The 16,048-nt window shown below is 42.8% G+C and carries 16 protein-coding genes; 4 read left to right on the top strand and 12 right to left on the bottom strand.

Features of this window, described 5'->3' with window-relative positions; all coding sequences use genetic code 11:
- Positions 1–27 precede the first annotated feature (27 nt).
- The 7 genes from IQP38_RS14820 to IQP38_RS14850 all read right to left on the bottom strand — a co-directional run bounded on the left by IQP38_RS14820 (position 28) and on the right by IQP38_RS14850 (position 7,230).
- Complete coding sequence (locus tag IQP38_RS14820) at positions 28–909, bottom strand: DUF2861 family protein (RefSeq protein ID WP_005388048.1); 882 nt, start codon at positions 907–909, stop codon at positions 28–30.
- A 6-nt stretch (positions 910–915) separates the two neighbouring features.
- Positions 916–1,578: a response regulator transcription factor VxrB gene (gene vxrB / locus IQP38_RS14825; protein WP_005376251.1), complete on the bottom strand. Its 663-nt coding sequence runs from the start codon at positions 1,576–1,578 to the stop codon at positions 916–918.
- A complete protein-coding gene (vxrA, locus tag IQP38_RS14830; protein WP_025767766.1) occupies positions 1,553–3,007 on the bottom strand; it encodes a sensor histidine kinase VxrA in 1,455 nt (484 codons plus the stop codon). Before vxrA ends, vxrB begins: the two co-directional genes overlap by 26 nt.
- 155 nt (positions 3,008–3,162) lie before the next feature.
- Complete coding sequence (gene pntB / locus IQP38_RS14835) at positions 3,163–4,539, bottom strand: Re/Si-specific NAD(P)(+) transhydrogenase subunit beta (RefSeq protein WP_005376248.1); 1,377 nt, start codon at positions 4,537–4,539, stop codon at positions 3,163–3,165.
- Between the two features lie 8 nt (positions 4,540–4,547).
- Entirely contained in the window at positions 4,548–6,104 is a 1,557-nt protein-coding gene (locus IQP38_RS14840) for a Re/Si-specific NAD(P)(+) transhydrogenase subunit alpha (protein ID WP_064354790.1), read from the bottom strand.
- Between the two features lie 434 nt (positions 6,105–6,538).
- Positions 6,539–6,820 carry an HlyU family transcriptional regulator gene (locus tag IQP38_RS14845; protein WP_005376244.1) on the bottom strand — a complete coding sequence of 94 codons (282 nt, stop codon included), beginning with the start codon at positions 6,818–6,820 and terminating at the stop codon, positions 6,539–6,541.
- 41 nt (positions 6,821–6,861) lie between these two features.
- Entirely contained in the window at positions 6,862–7,230 is a 369-nt protein-coding gene (locus IQP38_RS14850; protein ID WP_053303639.1) for a late competence development ComFB family protein, read from the bottom strand.
- A 253-nt stretch (positions 7,231–7,483) separates the two neighbouring features.
- Here IQP38_RS14850 and IQP38_RS14855 point away from each other — a divergent pair, with 253 nt between their 5' ends.
- On the top strand, positions 7,484–8,719 hold the full coding sequence (locus IQP38_RS14855; protein WP_193837697.1) for a sensor domain-containing diguanylate cyclase: 1,236 nt from the start codon (positions 7,484–7,486) through the stop codon (positions 8,717–8,719).
- Positions 8,720–8,966: 247 nt separating this feature from the next.
- Here the strand turns inward: IQP38_RS14855 and IQP38_RS14860 are convergent, their stop codons facing one another.
- Positions 8,967–9,926 carry a diguanylate cyclase gene (locus tag IQP38_RS14860; RefSeq protein WP_017634619.1) on the bottom strand — a complete coding sequence of 320 codons (960 nt, stop codon included), beginning with the start codon at positions 9,924–9,926 and terminating at the stop codon, positions 8,967–8,969.
- Positions 9,927–10,199: 273 nt separating this feature from the next.
- Here IQP38_RS14860 and IQP38_RS14865 point away from each other — a divergent pair, with 273 nt between their 5' ends.
- A complete protein-coding gene (locus IQP38_RS14865; protein WP_005376232.1) occupies positions 10,200–10,637 on the top strand; it encodes a DUF3069 domain-containing protein in 438 nt (145 codons plus the stop codon).
- A 76-nt stretch (positions 10,638–10,713) separates the two neighbouring features.
- On the opposite strand, the gene modC is transcribed toward IQP38_RS14865, so the two are convergent.
- The 4 genes from modC to IQP38_RS14885 form a co-directional block, all read right to left on the bottom strand.
- On the bottom strand, positions 10,714–11,820 hold the full coding sequence (gene modC / locus IQP38_RS14870) for a molybdenum ABC transporter ATP-binding protein ModC (protein ID WP_005388041.1): 1,107 nt from the start codon (positions 11,818–11,820) through the stop codon (positions 10,714–10,716).
- Positions 11,817–12,506 carry a molybdate ABC transporter permease subunit gene (gene modB, locus IQP38_RS14875; RefSeq protein WP_017634621.1) on the bottom strand — a complete coding sequence of 230 codons (690 nt, stop codon included), beginning with the start codon at positions 12,504–12,506 and terminating at the stop codon, positions 11,817–11,819. Before modB ends, modC begins: the two co-directional genes overlap by 4 nt.
- Before the next feature lie 27 nt (positions 12,507–12,533).
- Positions 12,534–13,289 (bottom strand): molybdate ABC transporter substrate-binding protein, encoded by a 756-nt coding sequence (gene modA, locus IQP38_RS14880; RefSeq protein ID WP_047101088.1) that lies wholly within the window; start codon positions 13,287–13,289, stop codon positions 12,534–12,536.
- 69 nt (positions 13,290–13,358) lie between these two features.
- Entirely contained in the window at positions 13,359–14,810 is a 1,452-nt protein-coding gene (locus tag IQP38_RS14885) for a cobyric acid synthase (protein ID WP_193837698.1), read from the bottom strand.
- 155 nt (positions 14,811–14,965) lie between these two features.
- Here IQP38_RS14885 and IQP38_RS14890 point away from each other — a divergent pair, with 155 nt between their 5' ends.
- Positions 14,966–15,340 carry a YgiW/YdeI family stress tolerance OB fold protein gene (locus IQP38_RS14890; RefSeq protein WP_005376220.1) on the top strand — a complete coding sequence of 125 codons (375 nt, stop codon included), beginning with the start codon at positions 14,966–14,968 and terminating at the stop codon, positions 15,338–15,340.
- Positions 15,341–15,494: 154 nt separating this feature from the next.
- Entirely contained in the window at positions 15,495–16,031 is a 537-nt protein-coding gene (locus tag IQP38_RS14895) for a hypothetical protein (RefSeq protein WP_017634623.1), read from the top strand.
- The last annotated feature ends 17 nt before the right edge of the window (positions 16,032–16,048 follow it).

Genomic DNA, 16,048 nt, shown 5'->3' on the forward strand with positions numbered 1-16,048 from the left:
TTATCGGCACAAGTAGTATTTCTTTAACTATTCTTCCTGGGAAAGATCATAGGTTCGGCTAATAGTTTGAGCCTGCTCAACAATTATATCGCCCTGCCAACGGCGACTATTGATACTTACCGCCAATACGTATCTATCGTTTGGGACACCCGCTAGCTCCAATGAATTTGGATAGTTAGACTCATAAGTCTTTTTCCACATTTGCTCGTACTGGCCATCAATGTAGTCATACAAACCAACTTCAAGTTGCGGTAATGGACAATGGGGATTACGAAGTGCGCTCTTTTCTACTTTCCAATTCTCTTTAGATGTCCAACGAACATATTGAGAAGAGTTTGAATCTCCAAGTATTACCCAAGTTCGATACTCTTGTTTATCAGTAGAAACAACGGTTAAGTGATATAAACCAGCTTCAAGCTTGCCTGTTAAGTTATAGCGTTTCGAGTAACTACGCTCGTTGGCAAGTTCTGTCCCGTTCGGCTGTTGTTCATAGCTGAATGAACTGTCCGCGGATATAGAATCATCCACCCATCGATTAAATGAAATATTTTCGATGTCAGTTGTAGCTCTTAGCTTGATCACCAATCTAAATGTATCTCGCCCAGGGCTTTGAATAGTCTGACGAATAACGTTCACACCACTTATCCAATCAGGCAGCGTTACACCAGTGAGAGCCTTGCCACAGTTTTTAGATAGTGACTGACCAAGAAGATCATTAAGGTGAGGAGTCAAATCTTTACTTGGTTCCGTTTGCCAGAGTTCAACAAGAGAGTTGAACATACCCGCAAGATCATCTTCAAGTAAGTGTTGATGTGCCTGTGTTAAAGGCGTGTTAGTTTGAAACCAGTCCATCGCATGGACTGGTTTCACTAACGCTAATGAGACAACTACAGGGAGTAGTATTTTCATTACGACTTATGCTTTCATCTTGTAGCCAACACCACGAAGTGTTTCAATTTCCAGTCCTGGCAGTTTTTGACGAAGCTGTAGTACATGTGTATCAACCGTACGTGTTGTCGGGAAGTGATTGTAACCCCAAACGTGGTCAAGCAGCTCATCACGAGTAAACACGCGACCTAAGTTTGACGCCAAAAATAGCAGCAAATCAAACTCTGTTCGAGTAAGCGTAATTAGCTCGTCTTTATAAGTCACTTCACGAGTCGAGCGGTCAATCTCTAAGTCTTTTGTAATCACTTTATCAGCGTTGCTTTGTTCTGCTGAATCCGGTGCTCGTAGCTGTGCACGGATTCTCGCAAAAAGCTCCGCCTCAGCAAAAGGCTTTGTTAAGTAGTCGTTCGCGCCGGAATCAAGGCCTGCAACTTTATCTTTTACGGTAACAAGTGCCGTTAACAAGATAACTGGTACGTCTTTAATCTGTTTCCATTCTGGGAGACATTGTACAGAGTCACCATCTGGGAGTTGGCGATCGAGAATTACCAAGTCAGCTTTTTTCCATTGTGGCTCTACGTCTGCAATACGCTCCACATGTAAACACTCATATCCTGCTTGTTCCAGGCTTACTAACAGGCCGTCAGCCAAGTTTTTATCGTCCTCAACGAGAAGCAGTGTCTGTTTCACAAGGTATCTCCAATATAAAAGTTGTAGGTGGTCCCATTAAGGACATTTTTCCGCCCATGCGGCCTACCATAGATTCAACGATTGTTAATCCAAGTCCTAACCCGCTCTTACTTACGAACGGTTTCTTCAAATTTGCCCAATCTTTAGCCGTTAGGCCTCCTGCATCTCGGACTTGGAATACTATTTTTTCTTCACTAGTTGAGACATCCAATTCAACCGGTGCGACACCGTACTTAAGCGCATTACGAAGCAAGTTATCGATACAAGTTCCTAACCAGTACACATTAACTTTAGCAGCCACATCTTCATTGATGTTAAAAAGCACGGCACTATCAAATTCTTCTTCGATCTTAAATTCTAACCAATCTGCAACGGATGGTACCCAGTCTGTTGCAAGCATTTGGTTATCAGATTGCAAATAATCTTTACTCGCTTCTGCCAATTGACGCAGGCGGCGCGTATCTTCACACAATCTGCGGAATTCGTCATACACACTTTCAGGCAAATGCTCGAACTCTCGACGAAAGCCCTCAACCGTTAGTGACAGAGATGCAATCGGTGTTCTGAGCTCATGCGTTAAAATTTGCAACACGAGCATTCTACTACGTAGTTCTTCTCGCTTACTATTCCAACGGTACACCGCCCAACCAATCACCAAAAGAATATTGGCGATTACCAGTATGATCATACTGATCCGCAAAACTTGCGAGTGATCTTCTACATCCCAACAAATATTACCTCGTTTAACAAAGCAACTTTTGCTTTGAGACGCTAGAGCGTATGACAGACCCGCATTCGCTACGTTCTCTTGCCAGATATCTTTCTCGAAAACAAAGTAACGGTCACCACGTCTTAACCAAAGTTCGTTACCTTCAATAAACATGCTCGCGCCTGCAATCAAAGCATTAATGGCGTCGTCATCCATGTTTTTCAAGCTTTCTAGCAACTCATCCCCTTCCTCGTTATCACGCTCTTTTATATGCATGTACTGAGATAGTTTGGGTTTGAGTTCTGGATACTTATCCACATAACGTGCCGCATACGTCCCACCACCAGGGTGAATGAGACCACTACGCGAGAACCAACGAGGTGTCAGCTGCGTCCCTTTACAAATCGCCCTTGTAAATACTAAAGGCTCAGTAATTAAAGGACTTAATGGTAATTTGCCACGACAAGTATTCGCCAAGCTGTAAAGCTGTTGGATATCTTTTAACGGATAGTCAGACGTTTGCGGCAGAAGCGAATCTGGCGCAAGTAACTTGGTAGGATAATTTGATTGCAGAATACGAATATCGTACGACTTAAGAGCTACTTCATAGTTAAATAGCTCTGTAAACGTATCTATTCTTTCTGGTAGTGAATCGGAAAATGCAGGTGCCGAAAAAAGCGGCAATACAGTTGCAAAACCGAGCAAAAACTTTTTAATCAAACTGTTACCGTCACTTGTTACATTAGCCAAAACTATACATCAATCTACAAGCAATTGACATCTGCTAACAGAAGGATTTGCATTACTATAACATTGAAACGGAACAAAAAAGGGCCAGCGATTGCTGACCCTGTATAGTTTTAAATCAAGAATGGTTAAAGTGCTTTAAAAATAGACTCAACACTTTCTTTCGCATCACCAAATAGCATTGATGTATTTTCTTTGAAGAACAGTGGGTTCTGTACTCCTGCGTAACCAGTATTCATTGAGCGCTTGAATACCACTACGTTTTTCGCGTTCCATACCTCCAATACGGGCATACCAGCGATTGGGCTGTTCGGATCTTCCAGTGCGGCTGGGTTGACCGTATCGTTAGCACCGATAACCAATACGGTATCGGTTTCTGCAAAGTCATCATTGATTTCATCCATTTCAAGAACGATATCATACGGTACTTTTGCTTCAGCGAGTAACACATTCATATGCCCCGGTAGACGACCCGCTACTGGGTGAATCCCAAAGCGAACTTCAATACCTTGTGAACGAAGTACATCAGTAATTTCATGAACAGGGTATTGTGCCTGAGCTACTGCCATGCCATATCCTGGAGTGATGATTACTGATTTTGAGTTCTTCAACATCTCTGCAACTTCTTCAGCCGTTGTTTCACGATATTCGCCCTGCTCTTCGTCACCTGAAATCACTATCTCTTGACCAAAACCACCGGCAATAACACTGATAAACGAACGGTTCATTGCTTTACACATGATGTAAGAAAGAATCGCACCTGATGAACCTACCAAAGCACCTGTTACAATCAATAGATCATTTGCGAGCATGAAACCTGCTGCCGCTGCTGCCCAACCTGAGTATGAGTTCAACATAGAGACAACAACTGGCATATCAGCACCACCGATTGAAGCGACTAAATGGTAGCCGAATGCGAACGCGATCAAAGTCATCACAATAAGAGCGAACATGCTGCCATCTGCTTTTACGAAGTAGATCATAAGAAGCGTAGAAATAACAACCGCTGCGAGGTTCATTTTGTGCTTATGAGGCAGGTTAAGTGGCGACGAAGAAATCACACCACGCAGCTTACCAAATGCGACAATTGAACCGGTGAAAGTTACGGCACCGATGAACACACCCAAGAATACTTCTACAAGGTGGATAACATGCTCAGCATGTGTTGCTGCTTCTGGCGCATCTAGGTAACTGTTGTAGCCAACTAAAACCGCAGCTAAACCTACAAAGCTGTGTAGAATCGCAACCAGTTCTGGCATCTCGGTCATTTCTACTTTCTTCGCATAGAAAATACCGATCGCACCACCTATCGCCATCGCGATAATGATCCAACCAAAACCTTGCGCATCTGGGCTAAAGATCGTCGCTATTAGCGCGATCGTCATACCAGCGATACCGTAGTAGTTACCATTACGAGCAGACTCTTGCTTTGAAAGCCCCGCCAAACTCATGATGAAAAATAATGCAGCAACAATGTAAGCTGCTTGTACTAATCCTGCAGACATTGTGACTCCTATTTATCTTTGCGGAACATTTCAAGCATACGCTTGGTGACGGTGAAACCACCGAAGATATTGATACTCGCGATCAATACGGCAATAAAAGATAGGAATGAAACGACGCCATTACCTTGTCCAATTTGCAGTAATGCACCAACGACAATAATGCCAGAGATAGCATTCGTTACTGACATTAGTGGAGTATGAAGTGCATGGGTAACATTCCATACTACGTAGTATCCGACAACACACGCTAGAACAAATACAGTAAAGTGAGAAAGAAACGCTGCTGGAGCAACCGATGCAACCCATGCAAAGGCTCCAACAGCCGCTGCCATACCAATAATTTTCTTCGTTGGAGACGTAGGTTCTTCTACTTTAGGCTCTGGCTTCACAGGCTGTTCTTGTTTCACTTGCGGCTGAGCTGAAACCTGAATTGGTGGCGCTGGCCAAGTAACTTCACCTTCTTTCACCACGGTAACGCCACGGATAACAACATCTTCAAAATCAATATTGATGTTGCCATCTTTCTCTTTACACAGCAGTTTTAGAAGATTGACAAGGTTTGTCGCGTAAAGCTGAGAAGATTGTGTTGGCAAACGACCAACCATGTCAGTGTAACCAACAATTTTTACGCCGTTATCCGTCATGATAACTTGGTCTTTCACTGTATATTCACAGTTACCACCATTAGCAGCTGCCAAGTCGACAATTACACTGCCCGCTTTCATGCTGTCGACCATTTCTTTGGTGATCAACTTCGGCGCAGGTTTACCAGGGATGAGCGCGGTCGTAATAATGATATCAACATCTTTAGCTTGCTCTGCGTATAACTCTGCCGCTTTTTTGTTGAAGTCATCAGACATTTCTTTTGCGTAGCCATCCCCAGAGCCTGACTCTTCTTGAAAGTCAACGGTCAGGAACTCAGCGCCCATCGATTCAACTTGCTCTTTTACTTCTGGGCGGACGTCAAACGCACGGACAATGGCACCTAAGCTACCTGCAGCACCGATAGCCGCCAAGCCAGCGACGCCAGCACCCGCAACCAATACTTTCGCTGGAGGTACTTTACCGGCAGCCGTAATTTGACCTGTAAAGAAACGACCAAACTCATGAGCTGCCTCAACCACTGCACGATAACCAGCGATATTAGCCATCGAAGATAGCGCGTCTAAGGCTTGTGCACGTGAGATACGAGGAACGGAATCCATGGCAAGAACGTTAATGTTCTTACTTGAAAGTTGTTCCATCAACTCAGCATTTTGAGCCGGCCAAATAAAGCTAACCAGTGTTGCTCCATCTTGCAGTAACGCAATTTCGTCAATGCCTTGCTCATCATCCACAATTGGCGCATTAACTTTTAAAATAAGGCCAGATGCCCAAACTTCTTCACTAGAAAGGATTTTCGCACCAGCTGCTTCATAAGCGGCATCATCGAAACTCGCTAGCACCCCCGCTTGGGATTCAATCGCGACATCGAATCCCAATTTTATTAACTGCTCAACCGACTTCGGCGATGCAGCCACTCGCGATTCACCCGCGAGTATCTCTTTAGGTACACCGATTTGCAAAACGCATACTCCTTGTATACATATCAATAAATTAGTCCCAAAACAGAGCGTCGCTCTACTCTAATTCTTTTTTATTTCTATCTGTTTACCACGCAAGACAATTGCAAACGAAAGATGATGTTTGGGGACACCCATTTGCACAATAACACCTTGACTAACAGCCCTGTTATTATTCTGTTTGTATCGAACGCGTCTCATTACTTCAAGTGTTTTGTAATTTAAATACTAAATTTCATTACATATAACGCTAAGTAATGAATGATTGTCGCTCTGTGCACGAAAAATAACAACGCAACACCGTACTAGACTGAGGTCTAATCAGGTAACGATTAAATACTGACTTAACAGAGATTTAAGCGTTAAAAAGAAAGAGCCACTAGCATATACACTAATGGCTCTTTTTAAGATGACTGGAATCAAATTGCAGTAAATTGCTAGTCGAAGATTTTATCGCCCATTTGATCAATAAACATTTGAGATTTCTTCAACATAAGGTCATTGGCATCTTGCTCTGAGCCAAGCAAATCGGAGCGAATAAACCGATGTGTTTTCACTTCATCATTGTCATGCTTTTCTATTCGACCAGCGATGCGATATTGTCCGCCCTCTGAAAGGCTCTCTGGGTAAATAAGGAAACCTTTATATTCAACTGGTTCGATATTTTTGGCTTCAACCGTTTTCTCACTACCACCAAACAAACGCGAAAAAAATCCCACGATTCCTCCTTGGGTCAGCTCACTAGTCAACTGAGCGACTCTTACTTAATATTAACGTTAAGGATCGGTTTTTCATACCAATCCAACTCTTTATCATCATCATAACTAGTATGGGAAAAAATTACAGGCACATCATACTCTCGGTTCTTACGCCTGTCTTCTTTCACCATTTCTGCGGCGTTTTTCACCGCTATATCCGCGCTTTGCTTAAACTGGCCTAATTTTTGTTCAGGAAGTGAAGACAAAAAATCAATATCATGACGGATATAGACAGGCTTGAGCTGGATAAGCGCAAGGCAAGCAATATCGGCTAACTGTTCGTTGTCATACTGTTCTAAAAATTCGGGCAAACTGAGAACCTGGCCTACTAAGGTTTCCATGTAATTGTGCACATCTGAGCTTATCTGCATCTGTAAATCTCCTTTTTCCTATGAAATGAGTATAGCAACGACTTGTTTATAACAACTTATTGATTGCTCTTAATTTAATCAATCTCTCTCTTTTTGCCGTAATGTCTTCCAAAATACTTGGGAAAAGGAACAAATAGACGTATTCTTGCTAGTTCTCAAAGTTCGAAATTCAATAACGGATAAATATCCATATTGATAAAACGATTTACCTAACCAATTATATAGTCAACTATTTTCAGGCAGTTTGTAATAGATGTCCTCATCGTCAATGACTTCATCAGGCTTCAGATTCTTATTCCCTTTTTTGCTACTGGGCATAGTGAGTTCGGGCATGGACAGCATTATTCAGATGACTCAGGCAAACTGGGGCATTGCCGCAAACTTGCCGTATATACTATTAGGTTGTGCGCTACTCCTTTGTTATTCATTTAAGCAAGGCAGAGAGTCCATGGTGTGCTTGGCAATGTTGCTAGCCTATTTCGTGATACAGCACCGCCTACAAGTCCCGCTTCAAAGTGGTACCGCTTTACTTGAGCTAACCATTTTAGCCACGTTACTTCCTGTCTCGTTTCTTACGGTATTTTTGTTTAGTAAAGAAGGTTTTGACTCCAGAGCCATGTTGACTTACATCTTGATGTTAGCAATGTTCGTTCTTTGGTCTTATCTAACGCTAGCATATTACGTTGAAGGAGGGTTTGAACAATGGACAAGCGGTATTTTATTTATTGTACCGACGGTCTCTAAACTGCCTTTAATTCTTGTTTTATATTGCGTGGGTATTGTCTGTTTTCTTGGAATTCTTGTTTTAAAGAAGAATGAAATTATCCATGCGATGACCTACTCTGCCATGGTATTGGCGTCTGCGACGTTCATTTTCTTTGATGTGCAGTACATATCAAGCACCATGTTTACGCTAACAGGGCTGCTTATCATTATTTATGCCGCTTCCGCTAGCCATCAACTGGCTTTCACCGATAGCCTAACGCTGATTCCGAGCAGACGTGCACTTGATCTCGATCTAAAACACATGGGTAAGAAGTTCACGATCGCAATGCTTGATGTTGACCATTTTAAAAAGTTTAACGACACCTACGGTCACGATACTGGTGATGACGTTCTAAAAATGGTCGCTTCGCGCCTCACTAAAACCCCAGGCGCAAAAGTTTATCGATTTGGCGGAGAAGAATTTACCATCGTTTTTAAAGGCAAATACGCTGACGAATGTAAGAACTTTTTGGAAGAAGCTCGTAAATCGATTGCAGAATACGAGATGATATTACGCGATGAAGAATCTCGCCCTGAGAACCATAAACAAGGACAAAAACGTCGTGGTAGCAACAGTTCGAAAAGAAAGTCGGTTTTTGTTACCGCAAGTTTCGGAGTTGCTGATAGCCGGAATGGGCAAGCTCCTCTGGACGTCATTAAATTAGCGGACGAAGCACTTTACAAAGCGAAAAAGGCCGGACGTAACTGCATAAAGCTTCGTTAGACCCTCACCAATAGTGAAAGTTAACAAGCTTGTCCGGGTTTAAAACAAAACCGAACTTCCCCATCAGCATAACAACTGCACTCATCGTTGCCACTATCCCGATGTTATCTATCTAATCAAAGGTATAAGGTATACGCCCGATTGCGACATCCGTTCGTACTGTTTGCTTATCTTACTTGAGTTAACTTTAAAAGAATTACCAAAACGTGACAACGCAACAAAAAAGTGGTATTCATAAGACTTTGTTTTAAAAAGAATTAACTACAGTATGTGTGTTTCTTCCCAAAGATTTTGATGTATATAGTGCTTTATCAACGGTTGCATACAAGTCTGATTGCACTTCTTTCCCTGTTGGTTGAAAAACAAAAACACCCTGTGACACTGTCACTCTATTTGACACACTAGAATACTCATGTGGGTAATCGAGAAAATACATAGCCTCTTGTATACGCTCGGCTTCTCTTTCTGCTGTTTGAGTGTCGGTACACCCTAGCAACACAACAAACTCTTCTCCACCATATCGACCTACATATTCCCCAGAGCGACAAAACGTCGCCTTTAGTTGATTCGCAATCGCTTGCAAGCAACGGTCGCCTTCAATATGACCGTAATTATCATTAAACGGTTTAAAAAAATCGACGTCCAATAGAATCAAAGCCATTGGCATATTGTGACGGCCATGCCATGCAACCATCGATTCCAACTTATGGTCGATATAACGGCGGTTATAGAGTTTGGTTAGGCCATCTTCATTCGCTTGCTGAGTCAAAAGTTGATTAACTTGCTCCAATTGAGCTGTCGCTTGCTTAAGCTCTCGTCTCATATGAGCAATACGCTGCATTGCGATAAGTTTAGAGTTCAGTACCAGTTTATCTACCGGCTTAATTAAATAGTCATCACCGCCCGCGTCTATGGCTTTAGCAATCATTTCTGGCTCTTCGTGACTACTCAAGAAAATAATAGGGATCCAATCCGGAAACGTTTCTCTTATATGAAGAGAGACTTCAAAACCGTTCATATCTGGCATTGATATATCGAGTAACACCAGTTCCGGATCAAAACTCTCGTAGGTATTTAACGCCTCTAGTCCACTACCTACGGCTTTTACAATATGTCCAAGTTGCTTTAGACGAATAGCCAACTGCATCCTGTCTAGCTGAACATCGTCAACCAGAAGGATTCGCATCGATGTCCCTGTCGGTTGCATAACGCGTTCCATTTTTAATTATGTCTTTATTAAACATATACCATACTCATAGAGTTGTTGCATTCGACTCATAATTAAGTGCTATATTTTTGTTTGAATATCACGGAATCCATTGCATAAAGCAGTTAGACTGGACGTTACCCTATCTAATCATGGCCTGTGAGCAGAAGTTCAACAAACTCATTCACTTTGGTCATCTTGTGGATTAATGGGTATAGCTATTTGATGCATTTGGTATTAATATTCCCGCCTTTTTGTAATGAGAGACACACCATGTCAGAAGCAACTAACAGCGAAAGTAAAAAAATCGATCTAGCCAGCATTTCTCCAGAGCTACGTAAAGTTATCGAATTTGACGAAGTTCCAGAGCAAATGTTCGAAATGGTTACCTCTATCCATGAAGTGTCTGAAGAAGCGGTACGTGAATCATGGGACGAAATGCCAGCAAGTGCACAGAACATTCTAGACAACTTTGAACAGTTTCATGCTCTAGTTTCTGTAGGCCAAGCATTCGCTGGTATTAATGTGATGGAAGAGTTTCCGACTCTTAATCTGCCAGAAAACATGACAGATGAAGATAAAGAAGAATACCGTGCTCAACTACTTGATAATGTGCTTCACAACTGTGTGAAAGACATGGTTAAGCAACTTAAGAAAGCACGTCGTGACCCACTTCTTAAGCGTGAATTCAAAGAAGTATTCGCGAAGTAATTCCGACATTCTTCTAGTAACAAAGGCCGCACTTTGCGGCCTTTTTTGATCATGAAGCGTAAATCAGTCTAAACGGTTAATGAGGCGCTAGTGCCATATCTTTTTGTGTCACACTGACACCTTTAATTTGTGCAAAAACACGGCTACCAACTTTTAGGTTGAGATCATCAAGGGCCCACGGTGTGATCGTTGCCCACAAATAACATTTCTCGTCTAGCTTGAGTGATACATTAATACTCTGCTTGTCATCGGCTGCGTTAAACGCCTCAATGGAATCGACAATAGCAGGCAAAATATTTCGAATCGACGTCGCCTTGGGTTGCTCGAGCGTGATAGAAACGTCGTTGGCACGCACTTGCAAGCGTATTGGCGTGTCTGGTGTTCCGTCAATCTTTTGCACCCACAGGAATACATTAGGTGCAAGGCTGATACAAGTCAGTGCATAACGTTCATGATGTTCAGCAATCCGGCCTTCAAATAAGCTGCTTTGATCTGAGAAAGATTGCCATGGACGCATAGCATGAGAAGCCCACACTTCCTCAAGTTTACCTGAACTCGAAATTTTACCTTGGTCAATAATTGCAAGGTGCTGAGCAAGCCTTAAAATTTCCTGGAGACTGTGTGTGACATAGATAATAGGGATATTTACCTTCTCCGACAACTCCTCGAGAAAAGGCATTACCTCACGCTTTCTTGGCATATCGAGTGAGGCAAGTGGCTCATCCATCAAAAGCAAATTGGGTTTAGATAGCAATGCGCGCGCAATCGCAACACGTTGCTTTTCACCACCAGAAAGTGATACCGGAAAGCGCTTTAGTAACGGTTTGATAGACAAGAGTTCGGTGACTGCATCAAAATACTCGTCATCTTTTTCTTTAACGCCATATAACAAATTGCCTTGAACCGAATAGTGAGGAAACAAACGTGAATCCTGAAACACATAACCAATACCACGCTTGTGCGTTGGTAGGTTGATTCCCTGTTCACTGTCAAACAAAACATGCTCACCAACCGCAACATACCCTTGCCTTGGAGTGACCAATCCGCTGATGATGTTAATCAACGTCGTTTTACCTGCACCAGATCGTCCAAACAAGGCACTAATTCCGTTACAAGGTAACTTAAGTTTGATGTCGAAGTCAGTCTCACCAAGCATTTGTTTAAATTGGACTTTAATCGTCATTGCTTCGCACCCAATCTGCTTGCCGCTTTACGATTTAGCCATTCAGAGATCATTAATGTAGACAAGGCTAACGCGATAGAAATGATACACAGACGAGCCGCCTGCATTTCTGCACCTGGCGTTTCAATAAAGTTGTACATTGCCAGCGGAATCGTTTGGGTCTCACCCGGAATGTTAGAGACGAAACTGATCGTCGCCCCGAATTCGCCAAGACTACGAGCAAATGACAGCATCGTGCCCGTAATAATTCCGGGAATGGTCAGTGGTAACGTGACGGTGAGAAACACTTTTAAAGGAGAAGCGCCTAACGTAGAGGCTGCGTGCTCCAATTTAGGGTCGACGCTATCTAAGCTTAAGCGTACTGAACGAACCATCAAAGGCAAAGCCACGACAAGACAAGCGACTACTGCCCCTTTCCAATTAAAGCTAAAGACTACCCCTAAGTTTTCATAGAGCCACTTTCCAAGGAACCCTTGTCGTCCTAAAGAAATCAACAACAAATAGCCGATTACCACTGGCGGCAATACCAGTGGTAAATGAATTAAGCTATCGAGAATCGATTTACCAAAGAACGTTTTTCGAGAAAGTAGCCAAGCAAGAAAAACGCCGAGAGGAATCAGCCAAAGTACTGCGTACGCGCCTACTTTGAGGCTTAACATTAAGGCTTGGTATTCCAGTTCTGTCACGCTTCGTTCCTATAATTGAAGGCCGGTTTATTGCTGAAAGCCATATTGAGCAAAAACGCGTGCGGCTTCGTCCGATTTTAGGTACTGGAAGAACTGCTCCGACTCAGTAGAATCATTCACAATTGCAGCCGGGTAAACAATAGCCGCATGCGTATCACTCGCAAATTCGCCGACAATTTTGACTTTATCAGTTAACTGAGCATCGGTTTTGTAGACCACACCTAAAGGCGCTTCTCCACGTTCAACCAACGCCAAAGCTAAGCGCACATTCTTTGCTGGTGCGACGTGAGTTTGAACCGCTTTCCATACACCCAGTGTAGTCAATGACTCTTTCGCGTACATACCAGCAGGTACTGACGTCGGATTGCCTAAAGCAAGACGATTTCCATGCAATGCCCTCTCCCATGCCTTTGCATCAGAAAAGTTAAATGAGGTTAATTCTGAAGACTGGGGAGCAATCAACACTAAGCTATTGCGCACTAGATTTATGACATTGTCACGATAAATGACGTCTTTATCGACCAAATAATCCATCCATTTCGTGTTCGCAGAAATGAATACATCCGCTGGTGCGCCATTGATAATTTGTCGAGCGATAGAAGAAGAACCACCATAAACGGGAGTGATAGAAACGTCATACTTTTCTTCAAAGTTTTGCGCGATCTCGTTAATCGCATTCGTCATAGAAGAGGCTGCATACACTTTTAGGTTCGTTGCTGCGTTTGCTGAAAATGAAATGCTTAATACTGCCGCAAGGCAAGCATGCTGTTTCCATGCTTTCATAGAGATACTCCAATACAAGGCAAGCGAAAGAACAGGTTATTTGAATATAAAGTTCAATCAGTTAATGTGCTATTTAAACAAAAAATCAAGGCGCATATGTTGTTCTATCGCATCTGCGATGCGATTAATGCCTTGCTCCTTTAACTCTTCAAAGTCTTGTTGTTTGATTTGGGTGCCGTTTACCCATTCTGATACCAGGCTTAAGACATCTGCCTCGTCAAAGAACCCGTGAAGGTAGGTTCCCATGATTTGGCCACACTCGCTGATCGCCCCTTCCGCTTCACCGGAACTGAATGTAAGAGGTTGCAGGCCCCGTACTTCACTTCGCCCTACATGGATTTCATAACCCTTTACATTGGCTGTTTTGCCGTTAAGAGAAAGCTGTGCTTGTGTGTTTGTAAGCTGTTTGCTGTTAGTTAGCGTCGTAGTGATATCAAGCAAGCCAAGTCCTTCGCTTTGACCTGGTTGGCCTTCGACGCCGTTTGGATCATCAATCAAGTTTCCAAGCATCTGGTAGCCACCACAGATACCAATCACTTTTCCACCAAGACGAATATGACGCAAGATATCTTTATCCCACCCTTGGCTTCTTAGATACTCTAAGTCGTCTCTCACTGATTTGGTCCCAGGCAAAATAACAAGGTCGGCTTTATCTATTTTTTCGCCTTTACCTACATAACGTAGATTGATATCTGGATTCAATCGCAGCACATCAAAATCAGTATGATTACTAATCCGGGTTAAAACAGGCACAACAACATTCAGTTTTACCTCAGAGTGCAACTCTTGCTGCGCAGTGATCGCGTCTTCTGCTTCTAAATTCAAACCATGAAGAAAAGGAAGTACACCAAGTACAGGTTTACCTGTTTTTTCTTCTAGCCAATCGAGGCCCGATTGCAATAAACGAATATCACCTCGAAAACGGTTGATAACAAATCCTTTTACTCGCGCTTGTTCAGATTCAGAAAGTAACGCAAGTGTTCCGTACAAATGTGCAAACACTCCACCACGATCAATATCAGCAACAATGATCACTGGTACATCAGCGGCCTCAGCAAAACCCATGTTTGCAATATCGCCTTCTCGTAAATTGATTTCAGCAGGACTCCCCGCGCCCTCGATAATGATCGAATCAAATTCTTGAGTCAGACGAGAGAAGGAATCTAACACCGTGTCCATCGCCACTTTCTTGTAATCATGAAAGCCAGCCGCATCCATATTGGAAATCGCCTTACCCTGCAAAATGATCTGAGCACCTGTATCACTGTTAGGTTTAATTAAAACCGGATTCATATGTACAGTTGGCTCAATATTACACGCCTGTGCCTGAACGGCCTGTGCTCGACCTATTTCACCGCCATCTTTGGTTACCGCACTATTTAGTGCCATGTTTTGTGGCTTAAATGGGGCAACATTTATCCCTTTTCGTGCTAATACACGGCATAAACCTGCCACAAGGACACTTTTTCCGGCATCCGAAGTGGTGCCTTGAACCATTAAAGATGGGATCGCTGATTTCATGAATGTTTGTAAGGAATAGAGGAAGATGAACAATCATAACGTCATCGTCCCCACTTACTCAAGCAAATGAATAGAATATGAATGTTGAAATCATCATTGGTTCAAACAAGCCCTGTTTTAATGACCCCATCAAAACAAACCGATGAGGATGTAACATGAAAAAGAATACAATTATCGCAACAATCGCCGCCTTAGCTATTGCTCCTTCTATCGCGTTCGCGAAAGATAACGCTCAAAACCAATCAAACTTGCAGTTTAACGGTCCTGTCACTGTGGAAAAATTGGATGCCTTGCTAAACGACTCCAATATGTTTACTGAAAAAGATGTGGTCGTTGAAGGTAACTTATTGCGTCAAGTTCGCGCGGATAAGTTTGTCTTTAGCGATGGTTCCGGTGAAGTGATGGTCGAACTCGATGACGATATTCAGCTAAATACTCCGATTGATCACACGACTAAAGTCCGTCTGTTTGGCGAATTTGAAGGCGGGAACAAACCAGAGATTGAAGTCGAACAACTCGTGGTCATGTAAAACAAACCCCGATTGCTGTGCATATCAACATGATGTAGTGACGATTACAGCTAAATAGTGACGGCAAGCACTTAAAATGATAGCTTTATCAATCTTGGTCTGCTTTTTGCAGACCATTTTTTTGTTCATTTTAATCATCTTGCCCGGAGACACCATGCTAGGTAAAGCTCTAAAGGTTGCAGCCTTTGGTTTGTGTGCTATTTTGCCACTTTCCGCACACGCAAATAATTTCAACTACAACACGATGGAATTTCGCATGGGCACTAGCCCTGGTACATTTGGTGGCGAGTTCAATACCTACTTTACAGAGAATACCCATTTCATTGCTCGCGCAGACAGTGAATTCAGCGGAGACTGGGACATTGCTGGTGGTATAGGCTTTAATGGGCCAGCAGGCCAATTTGCAGATATTTATGGCCAAATGTTGGTACACAACATTAAAGAGAACGGCAGTGATAAAGTGGGCGACGAGTGGCGCACGGAAGTGAATATTGGCACTCGTATTTGGTTTATGCAAAATGTTGAGCTACATGGCCGTATCGGCCAAATCATAGATAATGACGATTCGAACACCATTTACAATCTGGGCGCACGATTCCACTCAACTCAGCAACTATCGCTTGGTGCAGATTTCAAAAATAATGGTGTCTATGGCCAGCAAATTGTAATGTCTGCTCGTTTTGCATTTTAGTGGACATGACTATGACT

Origin of the sequence: Vibrio sp. OPT41, assembly GCF_015163595.1 — a bacterium.
Classification (GTDB): Bacteria; Pseudomonadota; Gammaproteobacteria; order Enterobacterales; family Vibrionaceae; genus Vibrio; species Vibrio alginolyticus.